The sequence below is a fragment of the Flagellimonas eckloniae genome (assembly GCF_001413955.1).
Classification (GTDB): Bacteria; Bacteroidota; Bacteroidia; order Flavobacteriales; family Flavobacteriaceae; genus Flagellimonas; species Flagellimonas eckloniae.
Window position 1 is genome coordinate 762,757 of record NZ_LCTZ01000002.1, and the last position, 24,240, is coordinate 786,996.

Consider the following 24,240-nt stretch of genomic DNA (forward strand, 5'->3'; position numbering starts at 1 on the left):
GTAAGGCTTTCTGACAATAAAACTGAATTAAATAACCAAAAATTGTTCCAGATTGGATAAATCTTTTTTTAAATCCCTTTCCGAAGAATTACAAGGCGAATTATTTACAGATGACTTAAGTAGGGCCCTTTATGCCACGGATGCTTCGGTCTATCGAAAAACACCTGTCGCCGTGGTCTATCCAAAGAACAAAGAGGATATTAAAACGTTAATTGCATTTGCAAATAAACAACATATTGGCCTTATTCCAAGAACAGCCGGAACCTCTCTGGCAGGGCAATGCGTAGGAACTGGGATTGTGGTGGATGTATCAAAACATTTTACCCAAATTTTGAGCTTGGACAAAGAGAAGAAACAGGTCAAGGTACAGCCAGGGGTAGTTAGGGATGAATTAAATCAATACTTAAAACCATACGGTCTTTTTTTTGGTCCCAATACATCAACATCAAATAGATGTATGATTGGAGGAATGGTAGGGAACAATTCGTCCGGTACAACTTCAATACAATATGGGGTAACTCGTGATAAGGTAGTTGCTTTGGAATGTATTTTGTCTGATGGAAGCGAGACTTTTTTCTCCAATATTGATAAAGAAAAGTTTCTGGATAAAAAGAATCAAAATTCACTGGAAGGGGCCATTTACAACAAACTATATGTAGAGCTTTCCAATGCTGAGAATCAAGAAAATATAAAAAAAGAGTTTCCCAAGCCGAGTATCCATAGAAGGAATACGGGTTATGCCGTGGATGAGCTTTTAAAAAACAAAATTTTTGGTAACGACCAAGATCCAGATTTCAATCTAAGTAAATTATTATCAGGTAGTGAGGGAACTTTGGCTTTTACAACTGAAATAACATTACAATTGGATGATTTACCACCTTCTTTATCTGCAATGGTGGCAACTCATTACCATACGTTGGAAGATTGTTTAAGTGATGTGGTTCCTGTTATGCAACATAATTTGCATACCTGTGAGATGATGGATAGGGTAATTCTTGATTGTACAAAAAATAACAGGGCGCAATTGGCCAACCGATTTTTTGTGGATGGAGACCCAGCCGGAATTTTAATGTTGGAAGTAAGGGCAGATACTGAAGATGAATTAGAAAAACAGCTTCAAGAATTACTGAAGACCATAAAAAAATCTGGCTTAAGCTATGCCAACCCAATTCTAAAGGGAGGAGATATCAACAAAGCTATTGAACTGCGCAAAGCTGGGCTTGGGTTGTTGGGTAATATGGTAGGAGATCGAAAAGCGGTGGCATGTATTGAAGATACTGCAGTAGCCTTGGAAGACCTTAAGGACTTCATTGGTGAGTTCACCCAGATCATGAAGGGGTATGATCAAGATGCGGTGTATTACGCACATGCAGGTGCGGGAGAGCTTCATTTAAGGCCTATCCTAAACCTGAAAAAATCTGAGGATGTTACTTTATTTCGTTCCATAACCACAGATGTGGCAAAGTTGACCAAAAAATATAAGGGTAGTTTTAGTGGAGAACACGGGGACGGCATTGTAAGGGCAGAGTTTATTCCATTGATGATTGGTCAAGCCAATTATGAATTATTGAAACGGATAAAATCGGTTTTTGACCCAAATAATATTTTCAATCCTGGGAAAATTGTTGATGCTTTTCCAATGGATGAATCCCTGCGCTATGAAATTGATAGGGAAGAACCTGTGGTAGATACCTTGATGGATTTTTCGGATAGTGAAGGAATTTTAAAAGCTGCCGAGAAATGTAATGGTAGTGGAGATTGCAGGAAAAGCCATAACATGGCTGGGGGAATGTGCCCCAGCTATCATGCTACAAAAAATGAAAAAGATACTACCCGTGGCAGGGCCAACGCCTTAAGGGAATTTTTGACCAACTCTGAAAAGCCAAATCGATTTGACCAAAAAGAACTCAAGGAGGTTTTTGATTTATGTTTGAGTTGTAAGGCTTGCGCAAGCGAATGCCCCAGCAATGTGGATATTGCAGTATTAAAAGCTGAGTTTTTGTATCAATTTCAAGAAACAAATGGCTATTCGCTGCGGAGTAAGTTGTTTGCCTACAATACTAAGTTGAATGCTTTTGGAAGTAAAATTCCATGGCTGACAAATGCCTTGTATGAATCAAAAAAATTGGGCGGTCTCCTCAAAAAAACCTCTGGTGTAGCACCTGAAAGAAGTTTGCCGAAAGTCTATAACTTTAATTTTGAGGGCTTTTTGGACAAATCCAAAAAGGAAAGCGAACCATCTGGTAAAAAAGTGGTTTTATATATTGATGAGTTCACACAATATCTTGATGTTGAAGTAGGAAAGGATGCCATTGAATTGCTCTGCAAGCTAGGATATGACGTTCAATTGTTCTTTGGAGAAAGTGGCAGAACATACCTGTCAAAAGGATTTTTAAGACAGGCTAAAAAACTGGTTCATAAAAATCTGGAGAAACTAGAAACAATTCTGGAAGAGAATCTTCCTATAGTTGGTTTGGAGCCTTCCGCAATTTTATCTTTCCGAGACGAATATAAAAGACTGCATCACAATAAAAAACAAGCAGAAAAATTAGCCAGCAATTCTTTTATAATGGAAGAATTTTTGGCGTCAGAAATCCATAAGGGAAATATATCTTCAGATAGTTTTACATTGGAGGAGAGAGTGGTTAAGATTCATAATCATTGTCATCAAAAAGCACTATCCAATCAAAAAGTGACTTTTGATGTACTTAATTTGCCCAAAAATTATAAGGTTACCATTATTGCATCAGGATGTTGTGGAATGGCAGGTTCTTTTGGTTATGAAAAGGAGCATTATAAAACAAGCATGCAGGTGGGAGAACTTAAGTTGTTTCCGGCGGTAAGAAAAAGTTCAGCAGATACCATTGTTGCAGCAAATGGAACAAGTTGTAGGCATCAAATTAAGGATGGGACGAAAAGGGAGGCTCAACACCCAGTATCAATCTTGCGTCAGGCTTTGAGTATTTAATTTTTTTTCTTTTTCAATATTTTCCGTTAGCTCCGTCGCATCCATTTCCTTATCCGTTATGGAAGCGATAAGTTCGGTCATGTCCATGTCCTTAAGGTCCTCATCCACAAAGAAAGGTGACAACTTATCATGATTGTAATGGTAAATCTTCCATCGTTTGAAGGAATATTCCAAAGCTGTCAAGTTTTCAACCCAATCACCAGAATTTAGATACAAACACTTACCATTTTTGTTTTCGTAAAATTCCTTTTTTGGTTGATGAATGTGCCCGCAGATTACATAATCATAATGATTTTCAATAGCGAGGTCCCCTGCAGTCTTTTCAAAGTTGCTTATGTATTTTATGGCACCTTTTACGCTATTTTTGATGCGTTTGGAAAGGGAATAACGTTCACGTCCCATTTTGGCCAAGCCCCAATTAACCCAGCTGTTTATGCGAATAAGAATATCATAACCGTAGCCTCCCAATTTTGCCAACCATTTTGCATTTTGAATGGATACATCAAAAACATCGCCATGAAAAATCCATGCTTTTTTACCGTCCAGATTAAGGACGAGTTTATTAGTGATTTTAAAATTTCCCATTGAAGTATTACTGAACTTACGAAGCATTTCATCGTGATTTCCAGTAATATAATAAACCTCTGTGCCTTTGGAGGCCATACCAATGATTCTTTTAAGAACTTTTAAATGGGATGGAGGAAAATAACGTTTTTTAAACTGCCAAATATCAATGATATCGCCATTTAAAATGAGCTTTTTAGGCTGGATGCTGTTTAAATATGCAATGAGTTCATCTGCATGACATCCGTAGGTTCCTAAGTGAACATCTGAAATAACAGCTAACTCTATCTTCCTTTTTTTCAATAGTTTGTAATTTCCTACAAAGTAACTGTGAAAGCATAAACTTAAAATCAATTTCAAATCAATAATTTATAAGTATATCGTTAAAAAAACATCAACCAGAATCATTAAATGTTACATAAACATTAACTGGCAAGCCAGTTTTTGAAAACGGTTTAGAACATATACCTTTGATGCATATTGAATTTTAGCAAATGGCAGGTAATAGTTTTGGACATCTTTTTAGGCTTACTTCTTTTGGAGAATCGCATGGCAGGGCACTGGGTGGTGTAATAGATGGTTGCCCAGCAGGGATAGTATTGGATTTGGAAAAAATTCAATTGGAGTTGAACCGAAGGAAACCGGGACAATCAGCCATTGTTACCCAACGAAAAGAACCGGATACAGTTGAGATATACTCCGGAATTTTTGAAGGGAAGACGACAGGAACACCCATTGGTTTTGCAATTCATAATACCAATCAAAAATCCAAAGATTATTCCCATATAAAAGACTCGTACAGACCTTCCCATGCGGATTATGTTTACGATAAAAAATACGGATTCCGTGACTATCGCGGAGGTGGCCGAAGCTCAGCTAGGGAAACCGCCAGTAGGGTAGTTGCCGGTGCTATCGCAAAGCAATTTCTGGGGAACATAAAAATTACTGCCTTCGTGTCACAAGTTGGTGAGATGAAGCTGGACAAGGATTATGCGGATCTTGACTTTTCCAAAATAGAGGCCAATCCTGTTCGTTGCCCGGATATGGAAATGGCAAAAAAAATGGAAGATTATATAAAATCCATTAAAAAAGAAGGAGATACTATTGGAGGTGTCATTACCTGTGTCATTCAAAATGTACCAATTGGTTTGGGTGAGCCTGTGTTTGATAAATTACATGCAGAGCTTGGGAAGGCAATGCTGTCCATTAATGCTGTGAAAGGTTTTGAATATGGCAGTGGTTTTGACGGGGTTCTTATGAAAGGAAGTGAGCACAATGACAAGTTCAATGCAGATGGAACCACTAAAACCAATAGAAGTGGGGGTATTCAAGGAGGCATTAGCAATGGAATGGACATCTATTTCAACATAGCGTTTAAACCCGTTGCAACCGTGCTGCAATCGTATGAAACCATCAATAAGGAAGGTGAAAAAGTAACTACCCATGGTAAGGGAAGGCATGACCCCTGTGTGGTACCGAGAGCGGTCCCAATTGTTGAGGCTATGGCAGCCCTAGTTTTGGCCGACTTTACCTTATTATCAAAAACAAACAAAATCTAATACTTTCGTTATTTTTTTCCCTTCAAAATAGTATCTTACTGCGCAAATTCCAACTATGCGTAAATTAGAACTACACTGGAAAATCCTAATAGGAATGGTATTAGGTATTGTTTTCGGTTTTGCAATGACCCAAATAAGCGGAGGAAAGGATTTTGTCTCCGATTGGATTCAACCTCTGGGTACCATTTTCGTCAAACTATTAAAATTAATTGCCATACCATTGATTTTGGCTTCGTTGATCAAAGGGATATCCGATTTAAAGGACATTTCCAAGTTCAAGAACATTGGTTTACGCACAATTGGCATCTACATGGGAACCACAGTTGTGGCAATTGTTTTGGGTTTATTGCTTGTAAATATATTGCAACCTGGTGATGGCATTTCAACTGAGACCATAGATAGGCTTACAAATACGTATGCAAGCGATAGTGGGGTAACATCAAAGCTTGAGGAAGCCACACGGCAGAAGAGTGCGGGCCCCTTAAAATTTTTGGAGGACATGGTTCCCGATAATGCCATAGCTGCGATGAGCAACAATCGTCTCATGTTGCAAGTGATATTCTTTACCATATTTATGGGGATTTCATTGCTTTTGATAGGGGAGAAGCGGGCAAAACCTTTAAAGGATTTTTTCGATTCCCTTAATGATGTGGTCCTTAAAATGGTAGACCTGATCATGTTGGTGGCCCCCTATGCTGTCTTTGCCCTATTGGCCAATGTTGTGGTGTCCTCTGGGGATCCAGAGCTTTTGGTGGCCCTGTTAAAGTATGCTGGGGTTGTTGTTTTGGGATTGTTCCTCATGATTGTTTTTTACACCATTTTGGTAAAATTGCTCACAGGAAAGAACCCGTTTTGGTTCTTAAAGGAAATAAGTCCGGCGCAATTGTTGGCATTTTCTACCAGTTCCAGTGCGGCCACCTTGCCCGTAACCATGGAAAGGGTGGAGGAGCATATAGGAGTTGATAAAGAAGTATCCAGTTTTGTTTTGCCAGTTGGGGCTACAATCAACATGGATGGCACCAGTTTGTACCAAGGAGTTGCAGCTGTTTTTATAGCACAAGCTTTGGCTTTTGACCTTCCTCTATCGGGTCAACTGACCATTATTTTAACTGCACTATTGGCATCTATTGGCACCGCAGCGGTACCTGGTGCAGGAATGGTAATGTTGGTGATTGTATTGGAGTCAGTCGGTTTCCCGGCTGATAAACTTGCCATAGGTCTGGCTTTGATTTTTGCTGTCGACCGTCCGTTGGATATGTTTAGGACCGTGGTCAATATTACTGGGGATGCTACCGTTTCAATGCTGGTTGCCAAATCAGTTGGTAAATTGGGCAAACCTCGTGTAAAAGAATGGGATGACCATTTGGATGAAGTGAAATAACAAACTATAAAGAGTCATGAATATCTGTTTTTTAATGTATCCGTGGGAAGATATTGATCCGGACAATGATACCAGTCTCACCTTAATACATGAATGTGTAAAGCGTAATCATGGGGTTGCCTTATGTACTCCTTCAAATTTGACCATAAGAAACAGTGTTACCAATGCTTTTTGTACGGTAATCAATAGAATGGAAAAGGTTTCCAACAGTCATAAAACCTTTTACAAACAGGCTAGTATACGCGAAGAGATGCTTCCACTTGCCGGTTTTGATGTCATTTTTATGCGTGCAAACCCACCTTTGGACCCGATAATGCTGAACTTTTTGGATTCTGTGAAGGATGATGTGTTTATAATGAACTCTTTGCAAGGCCTAAGAGAAGCCAACAATAAGTTATATACTGCAGCATTTGGTGATAGCCACAGCAACATTATTCCAGCTACCCATGTGTCCAAAAACAAAAATTATCTGGTGCGGCAAATAAAGGAGTCTAGCGCAGATAAAATGATATTAAAACCTCTGAATGGTTTTGGGGGTTCAGGAGTTATTTTGATTGAAAAATCGGCAATGAGCAATATAAAGTCCCTTCTGGATTTTTACATCACAAACTCCGATGGTTCATCAAATTATGTAATACTTCAAGAATATATTGAAGGAGCCGATCAGGGTGATGTCCGTATCCTGATTTTAAATGGTGAGCCAATAGGAGCAATGAAGAGGGTACCAGGGAATGATGACCATCGCTCTAATGTTTCGGCTGGAGGATCCGTAGCCAGACATGCAATGACTAAGCAAGAAAAGGCACTTTGCAAACAAATTGGCCCAAAATTGGTTAAAGACGGACTCTTTTTTGTTGGGATTGATGTAATTGGTGGCAAACTGGTTGAAGTGAATGTGATGTCACCAGGAGGAATCACCTATATGAATAAAGTCTACAAAACGAAAATACAAAGTAAGGTGATTGATTTTGTGGAGAGCAAAGTATTGGACAAGCTACAAGCTTTTGACAGAAGATCAAGATTAAGAAGCGAAGTTGAGAATGCATAAAAGATCCGTTGATGATATTGTACTCTTAATCAAAGGAGGTGCATGTTTTGAAGCAGTTTCCGATGATTATTCCTTTACCATAAAGATTGAAAAATACGTTCCTTTTGTATGTGGGGCCGTACATGACGGACATCAATTTCGAAAATCACTTTGGGCCAACTGCTTGCACACAGAATATGAGCGATGGTATGAAGAAGACCCATCTACCAAACAAATGGTGCAAAACTTTCCCATTGTAATTGCCGGATGTGACAGCCGCTTTGAATATGATCTGAACCGTGAACCTGAAAGGGCAATTTATGAAGATGCGTGGGGAAAACAACTCTGGAAAAAACCACTTTCCGATAATGAAAAACAACAGAGCCTGACAAAGCACCATAATTTTTATAAGGTAGTAAATGCTCTCATAGGCAAACTGGAAGAAGAGTTTCAGAATGTTTTGGTTTTTGATATGCACAGCTATAATTGGAAACGATGGGATAGATCAGTACCAGTTTGGAATTTAGGAACTTCCAATGTTGATACCAAAAGGTATGGAGCCTTAATAGAAAGCTGGCGCTTCAAATTGGGTTCCATGCAATTGCCCAATAAGATAGAATCAACCTCAAAAATCAATGATACCTTCCAAGGAAATGGATACTTTCTAAAATACATTACCAAAAACTTTACCAATACCTTGGTCTTGGCCACCGAAATTTCAAAAATATACTGTGATGAACTTTCGGGCGTTATGTATCCCGAAGTAATAAAATCGGTTGAGAATCAACTCAAAGATTTGATACCTTTGCAAGTTGAGGAGTTTCAGAAGAGCGTATGATTCAGGTAAAACAGCAACAAGAATTACAAAAGCAGTATCCTGCCCTGTTTGATATTGATTCAAACCTAAACCGTTTGGTCAAGAGAATTGAGTTGCTCAGTTACGTAAACCCACTGAACATAGAAAAGGAAAAGCATCGTTTTTTTGCCTCAAAATATACCATTGAACCAGAGTTCAAGTATCCAAAATTAAAATTTGACCCCTATAAACTCCAGCGTCTTTTTTTCTCACAACGATTGGATCGTATTGAAGATGAATCTATCCGTAAGTTATACCAAGATGTAATATACTATTACGCCAATATGATCCAATGTATTGAGACCATTGGAAAGGGTAAAAAGTTCTATTACAATTCTCTTCGTGCCTTTGGTACTCCCACAGAAAAAGATGTTCAGAATGCTAGGTTTATACTGCATTTTAAGGATGAACCAAGCTCGGCGGACATGGACAAGGTGTTTACTCCAGATGAAGCAAAAACCTATTTTGATGAGTTTATTCCACGGTATAACTTTCCATTAAAAATTCGTTTTTCCACAAATATTTCTGCTGATGCAATGGTGAGCAATAGTTCCCAAACATTGTTTATTAAGAAGAATGTCAAGTTCAGTAAAAATCAGTTGTTGACTTTGGCGAATCATGAAATCGGTGTACACTTGGTAACTACGTATAATGGGTTGGAGCAGCCCTTGAAGATATTTTCCAACGGCTTGCCCAAAAATGTGGAAACCCAGGAAGGTTTGGCGGTTTTTAGCGAGTACATGGGTGGAGCCCTTACATTAAAACGCCTCAAGGAATTGGCATATAGGGTTATGGCTGCCGATGGTCTAATAAAAGGCTATAGTTTTGCTGATACTTTTGATTTGATTCATGGTCAATATAAATTAAACAGGGACGAGGCTTTTGGAATAACATTAAGGGCGCACAGGGGAGGCGGCTTTACCAAGGACAGATTGTATTTGAGTGGATTACGGAAAATTTATAAAAGATACCAAAATGAAGAACCAATGGATATTCTTTTTACCGGTAAGGTCTCCTTGGACTATGAAGAACAGATGAACCATCTTCGACAATTAGGGTTGATTCAGTCCATTACGCATAAAAGCCTTTCTTTTGAGCAAAAACGTAATACCAACAAGACATTGGATTTTATCTTAAATAATCTAAAATAACTACCACATATCCCAATTCTTTATAAAACGTTAAAAAGACACCTTATGCAAATTTTGTATCAGTTGGTGCAAAATTTTTGCTAATAATCTGACCTTAAAAGTATTAATTTCGAATACATCAATTAATCAGTTAAAGTGGACGATAACCAAATCGAACAAAAGAAGGTGAAAAAGGAGAATAAGAAGTCCCTTATTTTAGGCGCAATTGTAGTTACAATAGTTACTTTGACCATACCTTTTTTACCCATGGATGCTGATGAAATGCATTGGTTATTAGGTTTTTTTGGAAAGTTTCATCCTCTTCTCGTTCACCTTCCTATTGGTATTTTATTGGCGCTGTTCTTTCTGGAACTTGCCAGCTATTTTAAACCTTCACTACAACTTGGTGGAGCAAGCGGTCTTTTACTTTGGTCCGCGGTAATTACAGCCGTTCCTACCGCACTGGCTGGAACATTATTGGCGGCATCTGGGGAGTATGGAAGTCAAAGTTTTGCTATGCACAAATGGTATGGATTGGCTACGGTGATACTAAGTATTTGGCTTTTAGTGATCCACAAACAAAGTACCGTTTCATTAGTAGGGAAATTTACATTGTATAGGGCTATTTTAGTAATCAATGTTGTACTGTTGGGCATTGCCGGTCATTATGGGGGTTCATTGACGCATGGGTCCAATTATCTTACCAAGGATTTACCAGATGAAATAAGGGAATTTCTTGGAGACGACCCGTATTCCATGGACGGGTTACTAGCCTTGGATGATGGTGAAGTGACTAAAATTCTAAAAGAAAAGGATTATGACACAGACATAAAACCTATTGTAAACACTTATTGTTATAGCTGTCATGGGGTAGAAGAGCAAAAAGGAGGGTTGCGTTTGGATGAAATTGACCCTGATTTGGTCAAAGGCCAAGATGCCGAAACTTGGCGGTTTATGCTGGATATGGTCAATAGTGGAGAAATGCCACCAGAAGAAGAAAAGCAACCAACAGAGGAAGAACGTGCACTTTTGGTTGATTGGATAACCGCATCCGTTCAAAATGCGGTCAAAATTAAAAAAGCGGAGCAGAAACCTGTAATCCGCAGGTTGACAAAAAAACAGTACACGCATTCCGTAAGTAATTTATTGAACCTTCCCATGAATTTTGGAGAAGTTTTGCCCGAAGACGGAAAGTCTGAAATGGGTTTTAGCAATAATGGACAGGTACAGCAAGTATCTCCACTTCATATTGAATATTACAAACAGATTGCACGACAAGCCTTGGACAAGGCCATACCACCTGCCGAAAAACCAGAATCAACCCGATATAAAATTACTTTTGGAAAAGGTATTGGCGAGGACAAACCTGCAGGTAAAATCGGGGGTTATCAGAGCGATCCAATTGACCCTGATGATTTTATTGTTGAAATTTTGGATACCAATGGTCTACCAAAAATTGGTTTGGATAGTGTTGAAAAGGCACACCTTATCAACATCAAAGAAAATATTGGAATAGGAATGAGGGGATCTCACAAGGATCGCTATCAGGTAGTGGAAAATGGGATTACCCTGTATTCAGCACTCCCCCATAAGGAAGTTTCCCCAAAATCTTGGCAAGGCCCATCACCTAACCTTAAACTTTTGATCAAGGATAATTTTCCTATGAACGGTAACTTCAAGTTAAGGGTAAAAGCCTCAAAAGGGCAACAGTTGTATTCGCAAATACCTGGTCTAATAGCATTGCGAAACCAGCTACCTGCAGAAGATTTGACAGGGGCAATACAATTAAACGCTTATACCTGTCGCACAAAATCTAATTTAAAACTGGTTTCAAAAAGACTTGTACCAAGGGATTTAACAGAAAACAGTAAAGCAAAGTATACTTTTTTTGCACCTCAAGAGGGGTATTATCAAATTGATTTTACGCATCCTTATGTTGCGGATGATGGGATGCCATCTTTGAAACTAAAACTAGATAGAGACCAACTTCAGGAACGTTTACACATAAATGATAGCCTTAAAAATAGGAAAGAAATTACTACTCCCATTACTATGGCCTATTTAGAAAAAGGTGAGCATAGTCTTGAAATTGGAGGTCGTTTTTTTGTTGGGTTTAGTAAGGTTGTTATCACCCCCTATCCTGATTCGCATCCAATAGCCATAGAACTTATGGAAGAAGCCGAGAGAAGTAGGTTGAAGTTCACAAATGATTCCCCAATTTTAAGAGCCTTTGCAGGAGCTAGAACGGATGATGGGATGGACTATAAAACCTTTGGCGACTTTAAAGGAGTTACTGCTTCCTATGGAAACCCTGAAGACTATACATTCTACGACAGGCTGGAAAACCTGCCAATTCCCGTAATTGATACCGTTGAGACCGAAATTCTTGCCAATATTATGATTATTGGGTTGTGGAATGATTTTCTGGTGAAGGATAATCACGATTCCGGACCACCACTTTTAATTCAAGAACTGGAATTTGAAGCTCCCTATCATTCAGTTTGGCCACCCGAAAGCCAAACGACCATATTCTTCCCTTCTGAAGATAAAACAGATAAGGAAAAATATACAAAACAAGTACTTACCAGATTTATGGAGCGTGCGTACCGTAGACCTTTGGATAAGGGGGAAGTTGACCCGTATTTGGATTTTTGGAAAAGCATCAGAAATGATTATGAACGTTATGAGGACGGGGTTAAGGAAGTTCTCGTGGCAGTTCTGTGTTCTCCAAGTTTCATTTATTTGGCAGAGCCTGAAGAAGGGTCATCAGATGATGAGCGGGAGTTTTACCTGGCATCAAGATTGGCCTATTTCCTATGGGATTCACCACCAGATAGTTTGTTGATGGAAGTTGCGGACGATGGCAAATTACATCGGAAGAAAGAATTGAAAAAACAAGTACAGCGAATGTTACATGATGACAAAAGCTGGCGAATGATTCAACAATTTTCAGAGGAATGGTTGCGGATTGACCGTCATAAGGCCATGAACACCAATGTGGATGAGTATGAAGACTTCACTCGCTTTGTGAAACGTGACATGGAAGATGAAACGTATCACTTCATAAATTATGTGCTTCAAAAGGACATGGGTATCCACAATTTGATTGAATCCAATTTTGCATTGCTGAATCAGAATTTAGCTGAGTTTTACGGAATTGATAGTGTTAAGGGGAATCATTTTAGGCCAGTTAATTTAACTGGTGAAATGAAAAGAGGTGGATTATTATCCCAAGGTTCTTTCCTAAGCGGTCATTCAGACGGTACACAGGCCCATGCAATCAAAAGGGCCGTATGGTTAAAATCGAAGATACTTGGTGATCATCCGCCAGATCCGCCACCAAATGTTCCCGAATTAGATCCTGAAACTCCAGGATTTGAAAACCTTACTTTAAAAGAGCAGTTGTTTATTCATAGGGACAAGGTTTCCTGTATGGGTTGCCACAGAAAAATTGACCCTTACGGAATTGTATTTGAGAATTACAATGCGGTCGGACTTTTTCAGACTGAGGTCATGGAAAAACCAATAGATGCAAAAACAGAACTGCCCGATGGCACTGTTGTTGATGGGATTGAAGGTATAAAGTCGTATATTCTAAGGGAGAAAAAGGATGATTTTACACGCTCTTTGGTAAAACATTTGTTTTCGTATGCATTGGGACGAGATATCACTTTTGTGGATGAACGTGAAATAGAGTCGATTGTAAGAGCTGTTAAAAAGGAAGACTACAGATTTCAATCGGTGTTTGAAAATATAGTAACAAGTCGCTCTTTTAGGGGAGAGTTTTAAAAAAATGATATGGCACGTAAATCATGGCATTTAGATAGAAGAACCTTTTTAAAAGGGTTGGGCGTAACCTGTATGATTCCTTATATGGAGGCAATGGGAATGGGCAACACTTTTAATGCTTTTGGAGCGGAAACAAAGAGCACGAAAAGACTTTGTTTTGTTTATTTTCCAAATGGGGCTGGGTTACCGGAACCCGATAGTCCATACTATAAAAAATGGAGTTGGTTCCCTATGGGGGAAGGTAAAGATTATCAGTTTACAAATTCATTGTCCCCACTTGCTTCGCATAGAGAAGATCTATCCATTTTAGGGGGACTTAGTCACCCTAGGAGTAGGCGTCTTCTTGGACATTTAGCAGGGGATACTTGGTTAACTGGTGGAGATTTAAGAGGAAGCCAATACAACAACAATATTTCCGTGGATCAAGTGGTTGCCCAAAAATTTGGACAGGATACACGGTATCCCTATTTGGCACTTTCAACGGATGGGGGAGTAGGATACAAGTCAAGGGTTTCCACACTTTCTTTTGACCATTCCGGTAAGGCAATCCCTTCGGAGCATAGGCATCGCGAAATATTTGAGCGTTATTTTGCACCAAATGGAGGAGCTACAACGGCTAGTCGTCGCAAGAGCATCCAACAAGAACAAAAAATCGTTGATATTGTTTTGGAAGACAGTAAACGCCTTCACAGACGTTTGGGAAGACATGACCAAATTAAAATGGATGAGTATTTGCATTCCTTGAATAAAGTGGAAGAGCAGGTAAAACGAAATGAGAGATGGTTGGATATTCCAATGAAGGACTTTAGTGCAGACCATATTAATTTGAATACAAATGCAACAGTAGACCCGGAAGGTTATATGAGAACTACCTTTGACTTAATGATTTTAGGAATGCAGGTAGATTTGACCCGGGTAATGACCTATATGATGGCCAGGGAAGATGGTTTAGGACTTGGGGAAAGTTTTCCAAAACTAGCCCTTGGTCTGAAAAAAGGACATCATACCATAAGCCACGACCGTACAACGGGTCATTGGGAGGAATGGGGACGTTATGACCAATGGTTGGCCAAGCAATTTTCGTACTTTTTGGATAGAATGAAAAACACCTATGATGAATACGGGTCACTGTTGGAAAATACCCTTGTACTTTATGGTAGTGCCTGCAGTACGACCCATAATGCGGTAAACTATCCCTTGGTGCTGGCTGGTGGTTCTAAAATGGGAATGAAACACGGTTCCTACCAAAAATTTGATGATGTTCCAATGTCAAACCTTTTTGTAAGCATGCTACATAAATTAGGGATTGAAAGAGAAAGCTTTTCGGATAGTACGGGGAAATTGGATACGGATATTTTTGGATAGATGTGCATTGTTTAAAACTACGGAGCTAGTAAAATACTAAAGCTATCCGCTCCAGAACCCGTAGATATCTCATTTTGATTTAGAAAAAGTAGTTCATTTGCAAATGAAATGCCAGCAAACTCCTGATCATCAATTACTAAGTAATTTTTGCTATCAATTATTAAAATAGAATAAGAATAAGTTCCTGAATCCAATCCATCGTAAATAATATCTACCAACACATTATTGTTGACGACTGTCAACACCGAACTACTTGCATCAAAGGTCCAGGTAATAGTTCCGCTTTCAAAATCTTGATCCATACCTACAAAACCTCCACTAACATTTGCAACGTTCCAAGTTCCATTCAAAATATCATCGACGCTATCATATGAATCTGAACAACTGGAAATCAATAGAAATGAAAAAAAAGAAACCAAGAAAATCTTCATAATCAAATACTTTTAGCATAGATGCAAAAGGGGAGAAACGTTGCTTTTGTACATCTTGTTACCTATTCTAGGTTATTAGCCTAAAAACTTGGCTTGTAACTCTGGAGTGGGAATCATACATTGGTCTTTTTTTCCGAACCATTTGTAGCGATTACGGGCCACTAAATCGTAAATGGTGTCCCTGAAAGTTGCGGGAATCCAAGTGAAAATAGCAAGGGCCTTCCAAAGTCCACCAAAATCCATAGCGATGTGTAAGGCCGCGTCCGATTTGGTAAAGTAGGCCACCCCTGGTTCAATTAAAATAATAGAATCTACCTTAGTGGTATCAATAGATCGCTCCGCAATTAACCGCTCACCAATTTCACTTTGCAGCGCTGCATAGCGGAACATATCCTTTTTATCATGTTTAATGATGAATTGGATGGCTCCATTACAGAGATTGCAGACCCCATCAAAAAGGATTATTTTTTTATCATTTTCCACGGTGTAAAGATACGTACCTATGCTGTAAAACCCTAGTGGACGGGAAGGGGCTTTGTTTAACTAATCCAAGATTACGCCCTGTTTTACTTTTAGGCTGATGGATTGGCTAACCTCCTTGATTTGTTCCAAGGGATTTACATCCAATACCAAAAAGCTGGCCTCATACCCTTCTTTTAAATGCCCGACCTTTCTATAGGGCAAGGTAGTGGTAGCTGAGTTTTCACACCACATTTTTAGCAATTCCAAATTACTGAACAGGTCTAGGCTGTGTAGAAACTGGAATTCCCCTACGGAATTGTCGTTGTACATATCGGAACCAATAGCCAGAGTTACCCTGGCTTCTTTTAAGATGCCCAAGTTGGAACGTACATTGGCCAGCAATTGATTGTATTTGGGCTTTTCCTTGTTTTTGGTGACCAAGGACGCAGTGGTGACGACCACAATGCCTTTTTCTGCCGCCAGTTGGGCATCTTCCGGGTCAATGGGTTTGCCATTATGAATTTCAGGAAGGTGTGCAATTTCATCCGCTCCTGCAGTTACCGCTACATGAAAATCATGGGCCGTCGCCACGTGTACGCTTACACGTAAATTGCTTTTATGTGCTTTGGAAACGATGGCAGGAACCAAGTCTGGGTCTAGGCCTTTTTTACCAAAATAGGCGCTATCGTTTTTCCGTTTTTGGTATTCTTCAGAATAGAGGAGATTGATTTTGATAAAGTCGGGTTTAAACGATAATACTTGTTCCCATTTTTTTTGTAAATGCGCTTCATCATCCATGATAAAATAACCGTGGGATTCAATTTCTTCCAACGTATTAAAAAGTCCATCAAAATAGCCATACTCCAGGTACCGTTTTCTGAGAGCTATAGGGTGACCTCCAGTTGCGGTTAGTGGCGCATGAGCCAGGCTTACATCTAAGCCAGTGGGTTTGTTGTAGTAATACATCAAAGAATCTATCCGTTTTTTTATGGAGGATAGGTGCTTCACATAAAACACCCCGGCGTCTAGGTAGGCGTTGATGCGCTTTTCCAATCCATATTCGCTTTCCAGGTTATGGTTGTGTGCTTCGGCAAAGGGCGGTATCACATACGTACCGCTAAGGTCTATAATAGTATCGGCTATAGCATTTTCTTGGTTAAAACTAAGCGTACCGCCTTTTACCCAAACCGTTTGTTCACTAAAGGTGTTTCCGTTAAACCAATGCCCGTTGGTGAGCTTAATCTGTGCAGGTTCCAGGTTTTGTTTTTCGGTATTTTGTTTACAAGAAATAAGGAGAGAGGCCAAAAAAAGCCCAAATACTAGCTGTTTCATGATTGGATAGTTTGTTTAAAGACAAGAATTCTATGTCACTGTTACACAACTATAGGTCCTAAATCATTTTTTGATTGAGCTTATAGACGCAAGGTATACGTGCATTGCAAAACCCAGTTTTCTTGTCATTTCGAACGTAAGTGAGAAATCAAAAAAAACTGTTGTTAAGTCGAGCGCAGTCGAGACCACTTTAAAAAGAATGAATATATAAGTTTCACGGCTGCGCTCGAAGTGACATAGGAATGGGAAGTCAAGAGACCTCAACCCGCTTTGTAATATTTCTCTTTAAGTTCCATGGGTTGTTTGCTTTTTTACTGCTATCATCATATGTGGACTGAAAGGTAACAGGTAACTATCGTTTTCTGTGATTTCAATTAGTTCCAATAATGTTTTTTTTCTTTTATGATTTAACATATTTGAAAAGTAAGCTTTGTCCAACCAGGCCATACCTTCAATAGCATATATGTTAAGATAGGTTAACCCTTGATTTATGAATTCGTCCTTGAGTTGTTCAGGTCTATGATAATATGCTTCGGCCAGAAGCCAAGGAAAATTATCTGGTGGGTTATGTATTCCCGTTGTTAATTCTTCCTTGCACATGTCAAAAAATTTTTCTTTGTGAATAAGACCATTTAAAAGGCCAACTAAAGTGGATGCTGTATAATTGATTGCGAAACCTAATATAACCCCATTGTTTTTAATAACCCGTTTTGCTTCGCAAATGGTTAATTTTCGGTCAGTCTGGTCCTGAAGATGATATAGGGGACCATGTAAGATTATCAGATCTGCAAAATTGTCTGGAAAATTCAATTTGCGAGATTCGCCTATATGAACGGAAAACTTGTTCTTTAATTTTTGAGACCTGTCTTTAGCTATTTTAATATGCTTTGAAACAGGCTCAATTAAATGAACTTGATGTCCTTTCTTGGCAAGCCATTCCGAATACTTTCCTGTCCCGCCACCCACATCAATTATTTTTGAAGGTGTAATGGTGGTGTGCTTTGCTATTAATGATTTAATTCTTTCAAATTCGAATATTCCCATTCCCTTTTCAAGTCTGGTATCTTCAGATGCTCTATTGTAAAATACTTCTATATTGTGGCTTATTAACTGTTTTCTTTTCATTTTAATTCAATGTATTTATACCACATCGTGATGCATGAAATCCATGTAAAATGTGACATAACAATTGATTTTACGGTCAATTGTTTTTGTTAAAGGTTAGATGAAATGAATTGACGAGATTATCCGTGCATTAAAAAATCGGAAGACTTAATGCATTTATAGTCCGTTTAACGGAATCGTCTTTTTGAAAGACCCGGATAATATGTTTAATTAGTAGAACAGACAACAAAAATAAAAATTCCAATTTTATTCCATGGAAGTTTGTTGTTTTTAATTGCAGTAATCGAAAAATAAGCGATTATAACTTGTTGGTTTCGTCTATAGGGAATTCAAAAAACTGTTTAAATCCGTTTCCTTACCCAGTTCTAACTTCTTTTTTAAGCGGTATTTGGATTTTAGGATACTGTCCGGAAGTACATTCAGCGTGGCCGCAATCTCCTTGGTGGTTAGGTTCATCCGCAAAAAGGCGGCCAAGCGGATTTCCTTTTCCGAAATGTCGGGATAGAGGGTCTTTAGCTTTTGGTCAAAGTCGTTATGCACTTCGGAGAAATAGGATTTAAAGACTTCCCAGTCCTTGTCGGAGGCATTTTGTCTTTTAAGTAGCATCACAATCCGCCGGAATTCCACCTTAAATTTTTCCGGGGAATTTCTGAGATTTTCCAGATTCTCTTTCAGTTCTTGGATAAAGGTGTTTTTTTGGACCAAGTGCAAGGTCTGACTGGTGAGCTCTTTTTTCTTGTGTTCGATTTCCTGCTTATAGATTTCTTCCTGTTTTTCCCTAGCAATGCGATTCCTTTTGATGCGTTGACGATAACCAAAAACGGAAAGTCCAAATAGGGCTAGGGCAGAGGCCATACCCCCGGCATAAAGGCCCTTGCGAAGGTTGTCCACTTTGGCTTTCTCATTTAGGGTATTAATTTCCTCTTCCTGAAGGGCGATTTCAGCTTCTTTCTTTTCGGTTTCATAAATAAGCTTCCATTCTTCAACTTTATTTATTCTTTCTTTTTGAAATATGCTATCATTGATTTTCTTAAAAGCCTTGTGATATTTTAACGCGTTCTGATTTGAACCGACTATTTCCGATAGTCCTGCCAAGTTTTGATAAGCATCCTTCTGTTGAGTTAAGAGACTAGCATCAATTGCAATACCCAATCCTTCCTTTAAGAAAATTTCTCCTTGTTCGTATTCTTTTTGGGCAACTGCCAATTCACCCAAAAGAATTAGCGAGCGGGATATACTATGTTTCACATTGGTAGGCCTTGAAAAGCTCAAGGCTTCTTTGGTAACCAATTCTGATTGTTTGAAATCTCCCATTCTTTGGAGGAGTAATGCCTTGGTCAATAGACCATCAGCTATATTGATCTTAAAATCAAGGGCCTTGGATAAATCAATTCCCTTATTAACAAAACGTATAGCCTCAGCATGCTTTTCCTTGTTATCCAGAAAAAGTGCTGCTAATCTTAATTTAGCAGTACTTTCCCATCTTGGGTTCTTATTGCGTTCAAAGAACGTATTTATCTTTCTAAGGTAATCCTCTGCCGCTAGGGAATCCTTAAGTTCATGATAGAAACTTGCAATGCCGAAGTAGGACATATGAATCTCAAATGAATCTTTGCTCTTTTCTAGTAAACGGGCGGCATCCAATGCCTTTTGTAGGCCAATCTCATAGTAGCCCTTCTTTCCATAGGTATCCGCTATGAACCTTTTAATTTTTGATATTTGAACAGTATCCTTAACAGTCAAAAAATTTGTCAAAGCCTTGTTATAATAGTACAAGGTACTATCCATCACATCTTGTTCGCTAAAATCCAAACCGAGATTCAAATAGATATACCCAGTTTTCAATGAGTCTTTTTGTCTTTTATATATTTTAAGTGCTTTGTAGTATTCCAGACCGGAGTTCTTATAGTTGGTGAGATAAGAAAAACATATCCCTCTCCTGGTATAACCTAGTGCCAAAGTACTATCGTTTTTTAGCGTTTTGGCATTTGCAATTATTTTATCAGCATATGTCATCGCCAACCTGGTTTGCCCATCAATTGTAGCTTCCCATAGATGATTTAAGACTTTATCTTTCTTTTTTCCTGAGATATTTGTGTCCTTTAAAAGGGCTGATAAACTATCAATTCGGTCTTGCCCTTGCAACTGTGCATGGCAATGAATTGAACATAGGAACAATAAAATTGCTGGGAGGTATGAGGTTTTCATTTGAGGTTGATTGAGTCACCAAGATACTTATTATATCCTTTGAAAATCGTTCTAAATCAACCTACAAAATCACATTTGTCCATACGGTGGCTGTAAGAATTGTTTTCAAAAAACCATGTATTTCAACTTTAATTATTGATAATCAATATTTTACAAAACATTGCAGGTGGGTGAGTATTTCATTTGTCCATAGTTAAAAAATGGCTTGTCCATTGCGCTTGTCCATACTTTGTCCATGCCCAAAATTAGGTCTGGGCCTTTTGGGATTCTAGTTTTGGGGTGTTGAATCTTAAACCAAACAATTATGAAATCAATTATCCAAAAACTTAGAATGCTGCCCCTATTGTTATTAGGTATGACCCTTATGACCACAATTTCCTGTAGTGAAGATGAAGCGGAAACTCCCGTTGAACCAGAGGACATAAGTTTCCGGGTCAGTCTAACAAAAATTAAGGCGACCGATACTTCCGGGGAAGGTGATGCCAACAATGTGGAACTTGAAATCTATGGTGACCTAACTACGTCCTTAACAATTGGCACCACGGTAGATACCAGAGTACTATGGTCAATAGCTATGGATGAGGCGATTAGTGTAGGGCAAAATGACACCCAATTGATCGGTGAGGCAACCTTTACCGTACCTGAGGATCAATTGAGCAATAGCAGTATCACCTGTGCCGGCGAATTGGACGAAAATGATGGAGGCGGTTTTTTTCAGTTCCAAGGCGATGAATCAAGCACCTTTACCTTGGCTGCCATTAACGGCACCCAAGACGTTGAGCTCACGTTTTCAGAACCTGCTGGCCAGACCGTAGTGGTGACCTTTACGGTAACACGGCTTTAATGTTTGTATAAGCGGCTGGTACCTAAAGTTGTGGATTCAACAACTTGGTATTGGTCGCTTTTCAATAGGCATGGGGCAAGGTACCCAATTAAAGCCTACATTTAAGCAACCATTCAATCAACCTCTATGAAAATACTTTTACTCCTTTCTTTTTTATTTACGATTTCCCTTTCCGGCCAAACCTTAAAACGGCAGATGTTGTCCATGGCCGGAGGGAGCCAATTGGTGCAAACCGGTAACGGCAATTTCTTTATCCAAGAAAGTATTGGCCAACAGTCCGTGATCCGAACTTTTGAAAGTAACGACAACGAACTGCGCCAAGGTTTTGTACAGCCGGTCAAGGCCATTGTATTTGGGGGCGACCCCAACGCACTGCAACTGCTGGTCTATCCCAATCCGTTTGAAAGCGGGGTGGTAGTGAATCTAAATGAAGCAGTGTCGGATGCCATAGATGTATATCTCTTTGATATGCAAGGCCGTTTGGTACACCAACGCCAATATGATCAGAATCAGAACCCCTTGGTGATTCCCCTGGAGCAGTTTGCGCAAGGAGGCTACTTTATAAAAGTACAGTCCGGGCAACAACAGCAGGTGAAACAACTCTTAAAGCGCTGATCATGAAGTATTGTATGTATTTCATGATCCTTTTTGCTACGCATTTGGGGCAATCCCAACTGCTGTATGCGGAGATGGGACAGTCCATTTCCAATTTTGAATATCAAAATTCCGCTGGGGGCACCCTGGACAATTTGCAGTCGGCCACCAACAGCTTTTTAGGATTTGGGTATACCTTCCAGCTACCCAATGACAAGCTTAATATTGACGTGGGGCTCAGCTACACCAATTATGGCGCCAAAGGCAGCGATGAAGTTTTGGACAATTTTTTTGAATGGGACGTTTCCTACGCGGGATTGCAAACCGGAGTGACCTATTACTTTGCAAGATCCAAGGAGTTTAAATTCTTTGGCACCCTGAACGCTTCCCTGGAGTATTTGCTACGGGGCACCCAAACCCTGAACAACCAAGTCTTCAACTTAAGCGGGGAGGACGAATTTGACAACTTTCTTGTTGTGCCCCGGGCAGGGGTGGGCATCCAGTATCCCATATCCAACAAAGCCGCACTCTATGTGCAATACCAATATGGAAAAAGCTACTCATTGGTCAATTCCAATCCCAATGACGATGAAAAACTTAGTATAACCACACATAACATCGGAATAGGCATTACTATTCAATTACCGGGATGTAACTGTTCCTTTAAAAACTTTTAAAATGAAAAATCTATACTTTTTTATACTGCTTTGCTTGACCTCGGTCGTTGCCATAGGGCAAACCGAAGGAATCACCTACCAGGCGGTACTAGTGGACAACAACCCGGATGAGATTCCTGGGGTGGATGTGCCCTCAAGTAACATTCCCGATCAACCCTTGACCATCCGCTTCTCCATTATAGATGCGTTCGGTTTCACGGAGTACCAAGAAACCCAGGAAACGCAAACGGATGCTTATGGCACCATCAATCTGGTGATCGGGGAGGGACAGCGTACCCAGGAAAGTTCGGTCAATTTTAATCAAATTAATTGGGATGGACCAAAGACCTTAAATGTGGATATTGATTTGGAGGCAGGTACCAATTTTTCTGCCTTTAGCTCCCAGTCGCTAAACTATGTGCCCTATGTGCGCCACAGAAATTTGGTCGCAGACGGCATTACCAACTTGAACAGTACCTTGAACGTCAACAACCAAAGCACCGCCAATTTTGATGGTGATGTGAACATTGACCAGGTATTGACCGTTGAAGACGAGGCCAATTTTTTTGATCGGGTGACCATTGACGCTGCAATGACCGAAACGGACCAAGCCAATATTGATGCCTATCCGCTGCAAGTCACAGGCAGTAACCAAGGCATGGCCATTCAGTTGAACACGCCAACAGCCTTTAGAAGCAATAATTTCATTTCGTTCTGGAACTCGGATGATGAAGCCATTGGACGAATAGAAGGGTTCCGGGCCTTTACCACGGTGGACAATGGTGATGTTATTGATATTCTATTTCTTTCTGAACCGGACGAAGACGAGGCAAAAGACCGGGAAGATGATGACAACGCCCCACCTGCTGAGGCACCTGCCGAACTGGACATTTATGCCACAGATACCTATTCCATGGACCTTTTATTGGAAATCATTGACCTCTATGAGGCCTCTGCTGCTTTTGGGGTAAACCTTGGTGCCTGTATTGCCGGGGTAGGGGTGGCAGGAGATTGTGATGATGCGGTATGGACGGCCTTTGCGCTTTATTTGAGAGGGGTACAATTGACCTACTTTGTACGGTACAATGAGACCAATACCGGAGTTGCCTTTGAATCCGGGGGAGCTGATTATGCCGAATGGCTCCAAAAAAACAACCCTAATGAAATCATGTCCTTTGGGGATGTGGTGGGCGTTAAATCTGGGGTTATCTCAAAAAACTTTGCGGATGCGGAAAAGTTCATGGTGATTTCCAAGAACCCCATTGTTTCGGGTGCCATGCCCAAGGCCGAAGAAGAATATAAATTTAAAAAGGTGGCCTTTATCGGGCAGGTGCCCGTTAAAGTTTTGGGAGAAGTGGAGAAAGGCGATTATATCCTTCCTTCCGGCAATGCCGATGGGATGGCCATAGCGGTGCACCCTGATGCGATGCGGGTCAATGATTACAAGCGTATTATAGGCGTAGCGTGGGAATCGTACCATGGTGACGAACTGTTCTCGTATATCAATACAGCTGTAGGAATCAACAGCAATGATTTGGTCCAAGAGATTAGCCAGATGCAAATGGTGATGAACCAAATGCAGGAGGCCATGGTGCAAACCAACCCCTCCTATGTTCCCCATTATTTTGATGTGGAAAACGTATCACTTTCCAATACGGTGCAGACCACCCGATCAAAAACCATGCAACAAGTGGTGATGCAACAATACGGCATTGATGGAAATTTGACCACCCAGGAAACATTTTCCGAAATTAACACCCTGATTCATTCGGAGGCTATGAAAAATAGCTTCTTTGATTTTTCCGAGCTGCCCTATTTGGACGAAGTATTGACCAATCCTACCGAAGAAAATGTTGCGCAGTACACGGCATTCTATACCAATGCGGCCAAACGTTTGCGCGACCTGGTGGGTGGAAATTAATAATGTGTGAAATGCTTTTGACCGATTG

General features: G+C 39.8%; 18 protein-coding genes. 12 read left to right on the forward strand and 6 right to left on the reverse strand.

Going from position 1 to position 24,240, the window contains the following annotated elements; translation table 11 throughout:
* The first annotated feature begins 52 nt into the window (after nt 1–52).
* On the forward strand, nt 53–2,968 hold the full coding sequence (locus tag AAY42_RS03330) for an FAD-binding and (Fe-S)-binding domain-containing protein (protein ID WP_055392582.1): 2,916 nt from the start codon (nt 53–55) through the stop codon (nt 2,966–2,968).
* Here the strand turns inward: AAY42_RS03330 and AAY42_RS03335 are convergent.
* On the reverse strand, nt 2,939–3,835 hold the full coding sequence (locus AAY42_RS03335; RefSeq protein ID WP_055392583.1) for a UDP-2,3-diacylglucosamine diphosphatase: 897 nt from the start codon (nt 3,833–3,835) through the stop codon (nt 2,939–2,941). The two genes, AAY42_RS03330 and AAY42_RS03335, sit on opposite strands and share 30 nt — an antisense overlap.
* Before the next feature lie 191 nt (nt 3,836–4,026).
* On the opposite strand from AAY42_RS03335, the gene aroC reads away from it, so the two are divergent.
* The 7 genes from aroC (at nt 4,027) to AAY42_RS03370 (ending at nt 14,639) form a co-directional block, all read left to right on the forward strand.
* Nucleotides 4,027–5,091 carry a chorismate synthase gene (gene aroC, locus AAY42_RS03340; RefSeq protein WP_055392584.1) on the forward strand — a complete coding sequence of 355 codons (1,065 nt, stop codon included), beginning with the start codon at nt 4,027–4,029 and terminating at the stop codon, nt 5,089–5,091.
* Between the two features lie 55 nt (nt 5,092–5,146).
* On the forward strand, nt 5,147–6,472 hold the full coding sequence (locus AAY42_RS03345) for a dicarboxylate/amino acid:cation symporter (RefSeq protein WP_055392585.1): 1,326 nt from the start codon (nt 5,147–5,149) through the stop codon (nt 6,470–6,472).
* 16 nt (nt 6,473–6,488) lie between these two features.
* Nucleotides 6,489–7,520, forward strand: coding sequence for a glutathione synthase (gene gshB / locus AAY42_RS03350; RefSeq protein WP_082433308.1), 1,032 nt, complete (start codon nt 6,489–6,491; stop codon nt 7,518–7,520).
* Complete coding sequence (locus tag AAY42_RS03355; protein WP_055392587.1) at nt 7,513–8,337, forward strand: N-formylglutamate amidohydrolase; 825 nt, start codon at nt 7,513–7,515, stop codon at nt 8,335–8,337. Before gshB ends, AAY42_RS03355 begins: the two co-directional genes overlap by 8 nt.
* Nucleotides 8,334–9,506 (forward strand): flavohemoglobin expression-modulating QEGLA motif protein, encoded by a 1,173-nt coding sequence (locus AAY42_RS03360; protein WP_055392588.1) that lies wholly within the window; start codon nt 8,334–8,336, stop codon nt 9,504–9,506. Before AAY42_RS03355 ends, AAY42_RS03360 begins: the two co-directional genes overlap by 4 nt.
* A gap of 135 nt (nt 9,507–9,641) precedes the next feature.
* A complete protein-coding gene (locus tag AAY42_RS03365) occupies nt 9,642–13,274 on the forward strand; it encodes a DUF1592 domain-containing protein (protein ID WP_222836830.1) in 3,633 nt (1,210 codons plus the stop codon).
* 9 nt (nt 13,275–13,283) lie between these two features.
* Nucleotides 13,284–14,639: a DUF1552 domain-containing protein gene (locus AAY42_RS03370; RefSeq protein WP_055392589.1), complete on the forward strand. Its 1,356-nt coding sequence runs from the start codon at nt 13,284–13,286 to the stop codon at nt 14,637–14,639.
* Nucleotides 14,640–14,656: 17 nt separating this feature from the next.
* Here AAY42_RS03370 and AAY42_RS03375 read toward each other — a convergent pair whose 3' ends face one another.
* From AAY42_RS03375 to AAY42_RS03395, 5 genes are all read right to left on the reverse strand, one after another.
* Nucleotides 14,657–15,070 carry a hypothetical protein gene (locus AAY42_RS03375; RefSeq protein ID WP_055392590.1) on the reverse strand — a complete coding sequence of 138 codons (414 nt, stop codon included), beginning with the start codon at nt 15,068–15,070 and terminating at the stop codon, nt 14,657–14,659.
* A gap of 75 nt (nt 15,071–15,145) precedes the next feature.
* Nucleotides 15,146–15,553, reverse strand: coding sequence for a thiol-disulfide oxidoreductase DCC family protein (locus AAY42_RS03380; protein WP_055392591.1), 408 nt, complete (start codon nt 15,551–15,553; stop codon nt 15,146–15,148).
* A 60-nt stretch (nt 15,554–15,613) separates the two neighbouring features.
* On the reverse strand, nt 15,614–16,864 hold the full coding sequence (locus AAY42_RS03385) for an amidohydrolase family protein (RefSeq protein ID WP_055392592.1): 1,251 nt from the start codon (nt 16,862–16,864) through the stop codon (nt 15,614–15,616).
* A 285-nt stretch (nt 16,865–17,149) separates the two neighbouring features.
* The gene (locus tag AAY42_RS03390) at nt 17,150–17,989 is read right to left on the reverse strand and encodes a class I SAM-dependent methyltransferase (protein WP_055392593.1); all 840 of its coding nucleotides are present in this window, start codon (nt 17,987–17,989) and stop codon (nt 17,150–17,152) included.
* Nucleotides 17,990–18,307: 318 nt separating this feature from the next.
* Entirely contained in the window at nt 18,308–20,197 is a 1,890-nt protein-coding gene (locus tag AAY42_RS03395; protein ID WP_139063633.1) for a tetratricopeptide repeat protein, read from the reverse strand.
* 304 nt (nt 20,198–20,501) lie between these two features.
* Here AAY42_RS03395 and AAY42_RS03400 point away from each other — a divergent pair, with 304 nt between their 5' ends.
* The 4 genes from AAY42_RS03400 (at nt 20,502) to AAY42_RS03415 (ending at nt 24,212) form a co-directional block, all read left to right on the forward strand.
* Entirely contained in the window at nt 20,502–21,041 is a 540-nt protein-coding gene (locus AAY42_RS03400) for a hypothetical protein (protein ID WP_055392595.1), read from the forward strand.
* A 204-nt stretch (nt 21,042–21,245) separates the two neighbouring features.
* Nucleotides 21,246–21,656 (forward strand): T9SS type A sorting domain-containing protein, encoded by a 411-nt coding sequence (locus AAY42_RS03405; RefSeq protein WP_175288715.1) that lies wholly within the window; start codon nt 21,246–21,248, stop codon nt 21,654–21,656.
* Between the two features lie 2 nt (nt 21,657–21,658).
* Nucleotides 21,659–22,312, forward strand: coding sequence for an outer membrane protein (locus AAY42_RS03410; protein ID WP_082433309.1), 654 nt, complete (start codon nt 21,659–21,661; stop codon nt 22,310–22,312).
* 1 nt (nt 22,313) lies between these two features.
* Nucleotides 22,314–24,212, forward strand: a complete 1,899-nt coding sequence (locus AAY42_RS03415) for a hypothetical protein (RefSeq protein ID WP_055392598.1) — start codon at nt 22,314–22,316, stop codon at nt 24,210–24,212.
* Nucleotides 24,213–24,240: the final 28 nt, after the last annotated feature.

Excerpts from the sequence above, each read along its gene's own strand:
- aroC (WP_055392584.1), top strand. The coding sequence starts at position 4,027 with ATGGCAGGTAATAGTTTTGGACATCTTTTTAGGCTTACTTCTTTTGGA.
- AAY42_RS03400 (WP_055392595.1), top strand. The coding sequence starts at position 20,502 with ATGAAATCAATTATCCAAAAACTTAGAATGCTGCCCCTATTGTTATTA.
- AAY42_RS03345 (WP_055392585.1), top strand. The coding sequence starts at position 5,147 with ATGCGTAAATTAGAACTACACTGGAAAATCCTAATAGGAATGGTATTA.
- AAY42_RS03360 (WP_055392588.1), top strand. The coding sequence starts at position 8,334 with ATGATTCAGGTAAAACAGCAACAAGAATTACAAAAGCAGTATCCTGCC.
- AAY42_RS03405 (WP_175288715.1), top strand. The coding sequence starts at position 21,246 with ATGGCCGGAGGGAGCCAATTGGTGCAAACCGGTAACGGCAATTTCTTT.
- AAY42_RS03410 (WP_082433309.1), top strand. The coding sequence starts at position 21,659 with ATGAAGTATTGTATGTATTTCATGATCCTTTTTGCTACGCATTTGGGG.
- AAY42_RS03390 (WP_055392593.1), bottom strand. The coding sequence starts at position 17,989 with ATGAAAAGAAAACAGTTAATAAGCCACAATATAGAAGTATTTTACAAT.
- gshB (WP_082433308.1), top strand. The coding sequence starts at position 6,489 with ATGAATATCTGTTTTTTAATGTATCCGTGGGAAGATATTGATCCGGAC.
- AAY42_RS03355 (WP_055392587.1), top strand. The coding sequence starts at position 7,513 with ATGCATAAAAGATCCGTTGATGATATTGTACTCTTAATCAAAGGAGGT.
- AAY42_RS03375 (WP_055392590.1), bottom strand. The coding sequence starts at position 15,070 with ATGAAGATTTTCTTGGTTTCTTTTTTTTCATTTCTATTGATTTCCAGT.
- AAY42_RS03370 (WP_055392589.1), top strand. The coding sequence starts at position 13,284 with ATGGCACGTAAATCATGGCATTTAGATAGAAGAACCTTTTTAAAAGGG.
- AAY42_RS03415 (WP_055392598.1), top strand. The coding sequence starts at position 22,314 with ATGAAAAATCTATACTTTTTTATACTGCTTTGCTTGACCTCGGTCGTT.
- AAY42_RS03395 (WP_139063633.1), bottom strand. The coding sequence starts at position 20,197 with ATGAAAACCTCATACCTCCCAGCAATTTTATTGTTCCTATGTTCAATT.
- AAY42_RS03385 (WP_055392592.1), bottom strand. The coding sequence starts at position 16,864 with ATGAAACAGCTAGTATTTGGGCTTTTTTTGGCCTCTCTCCTTATTTCT.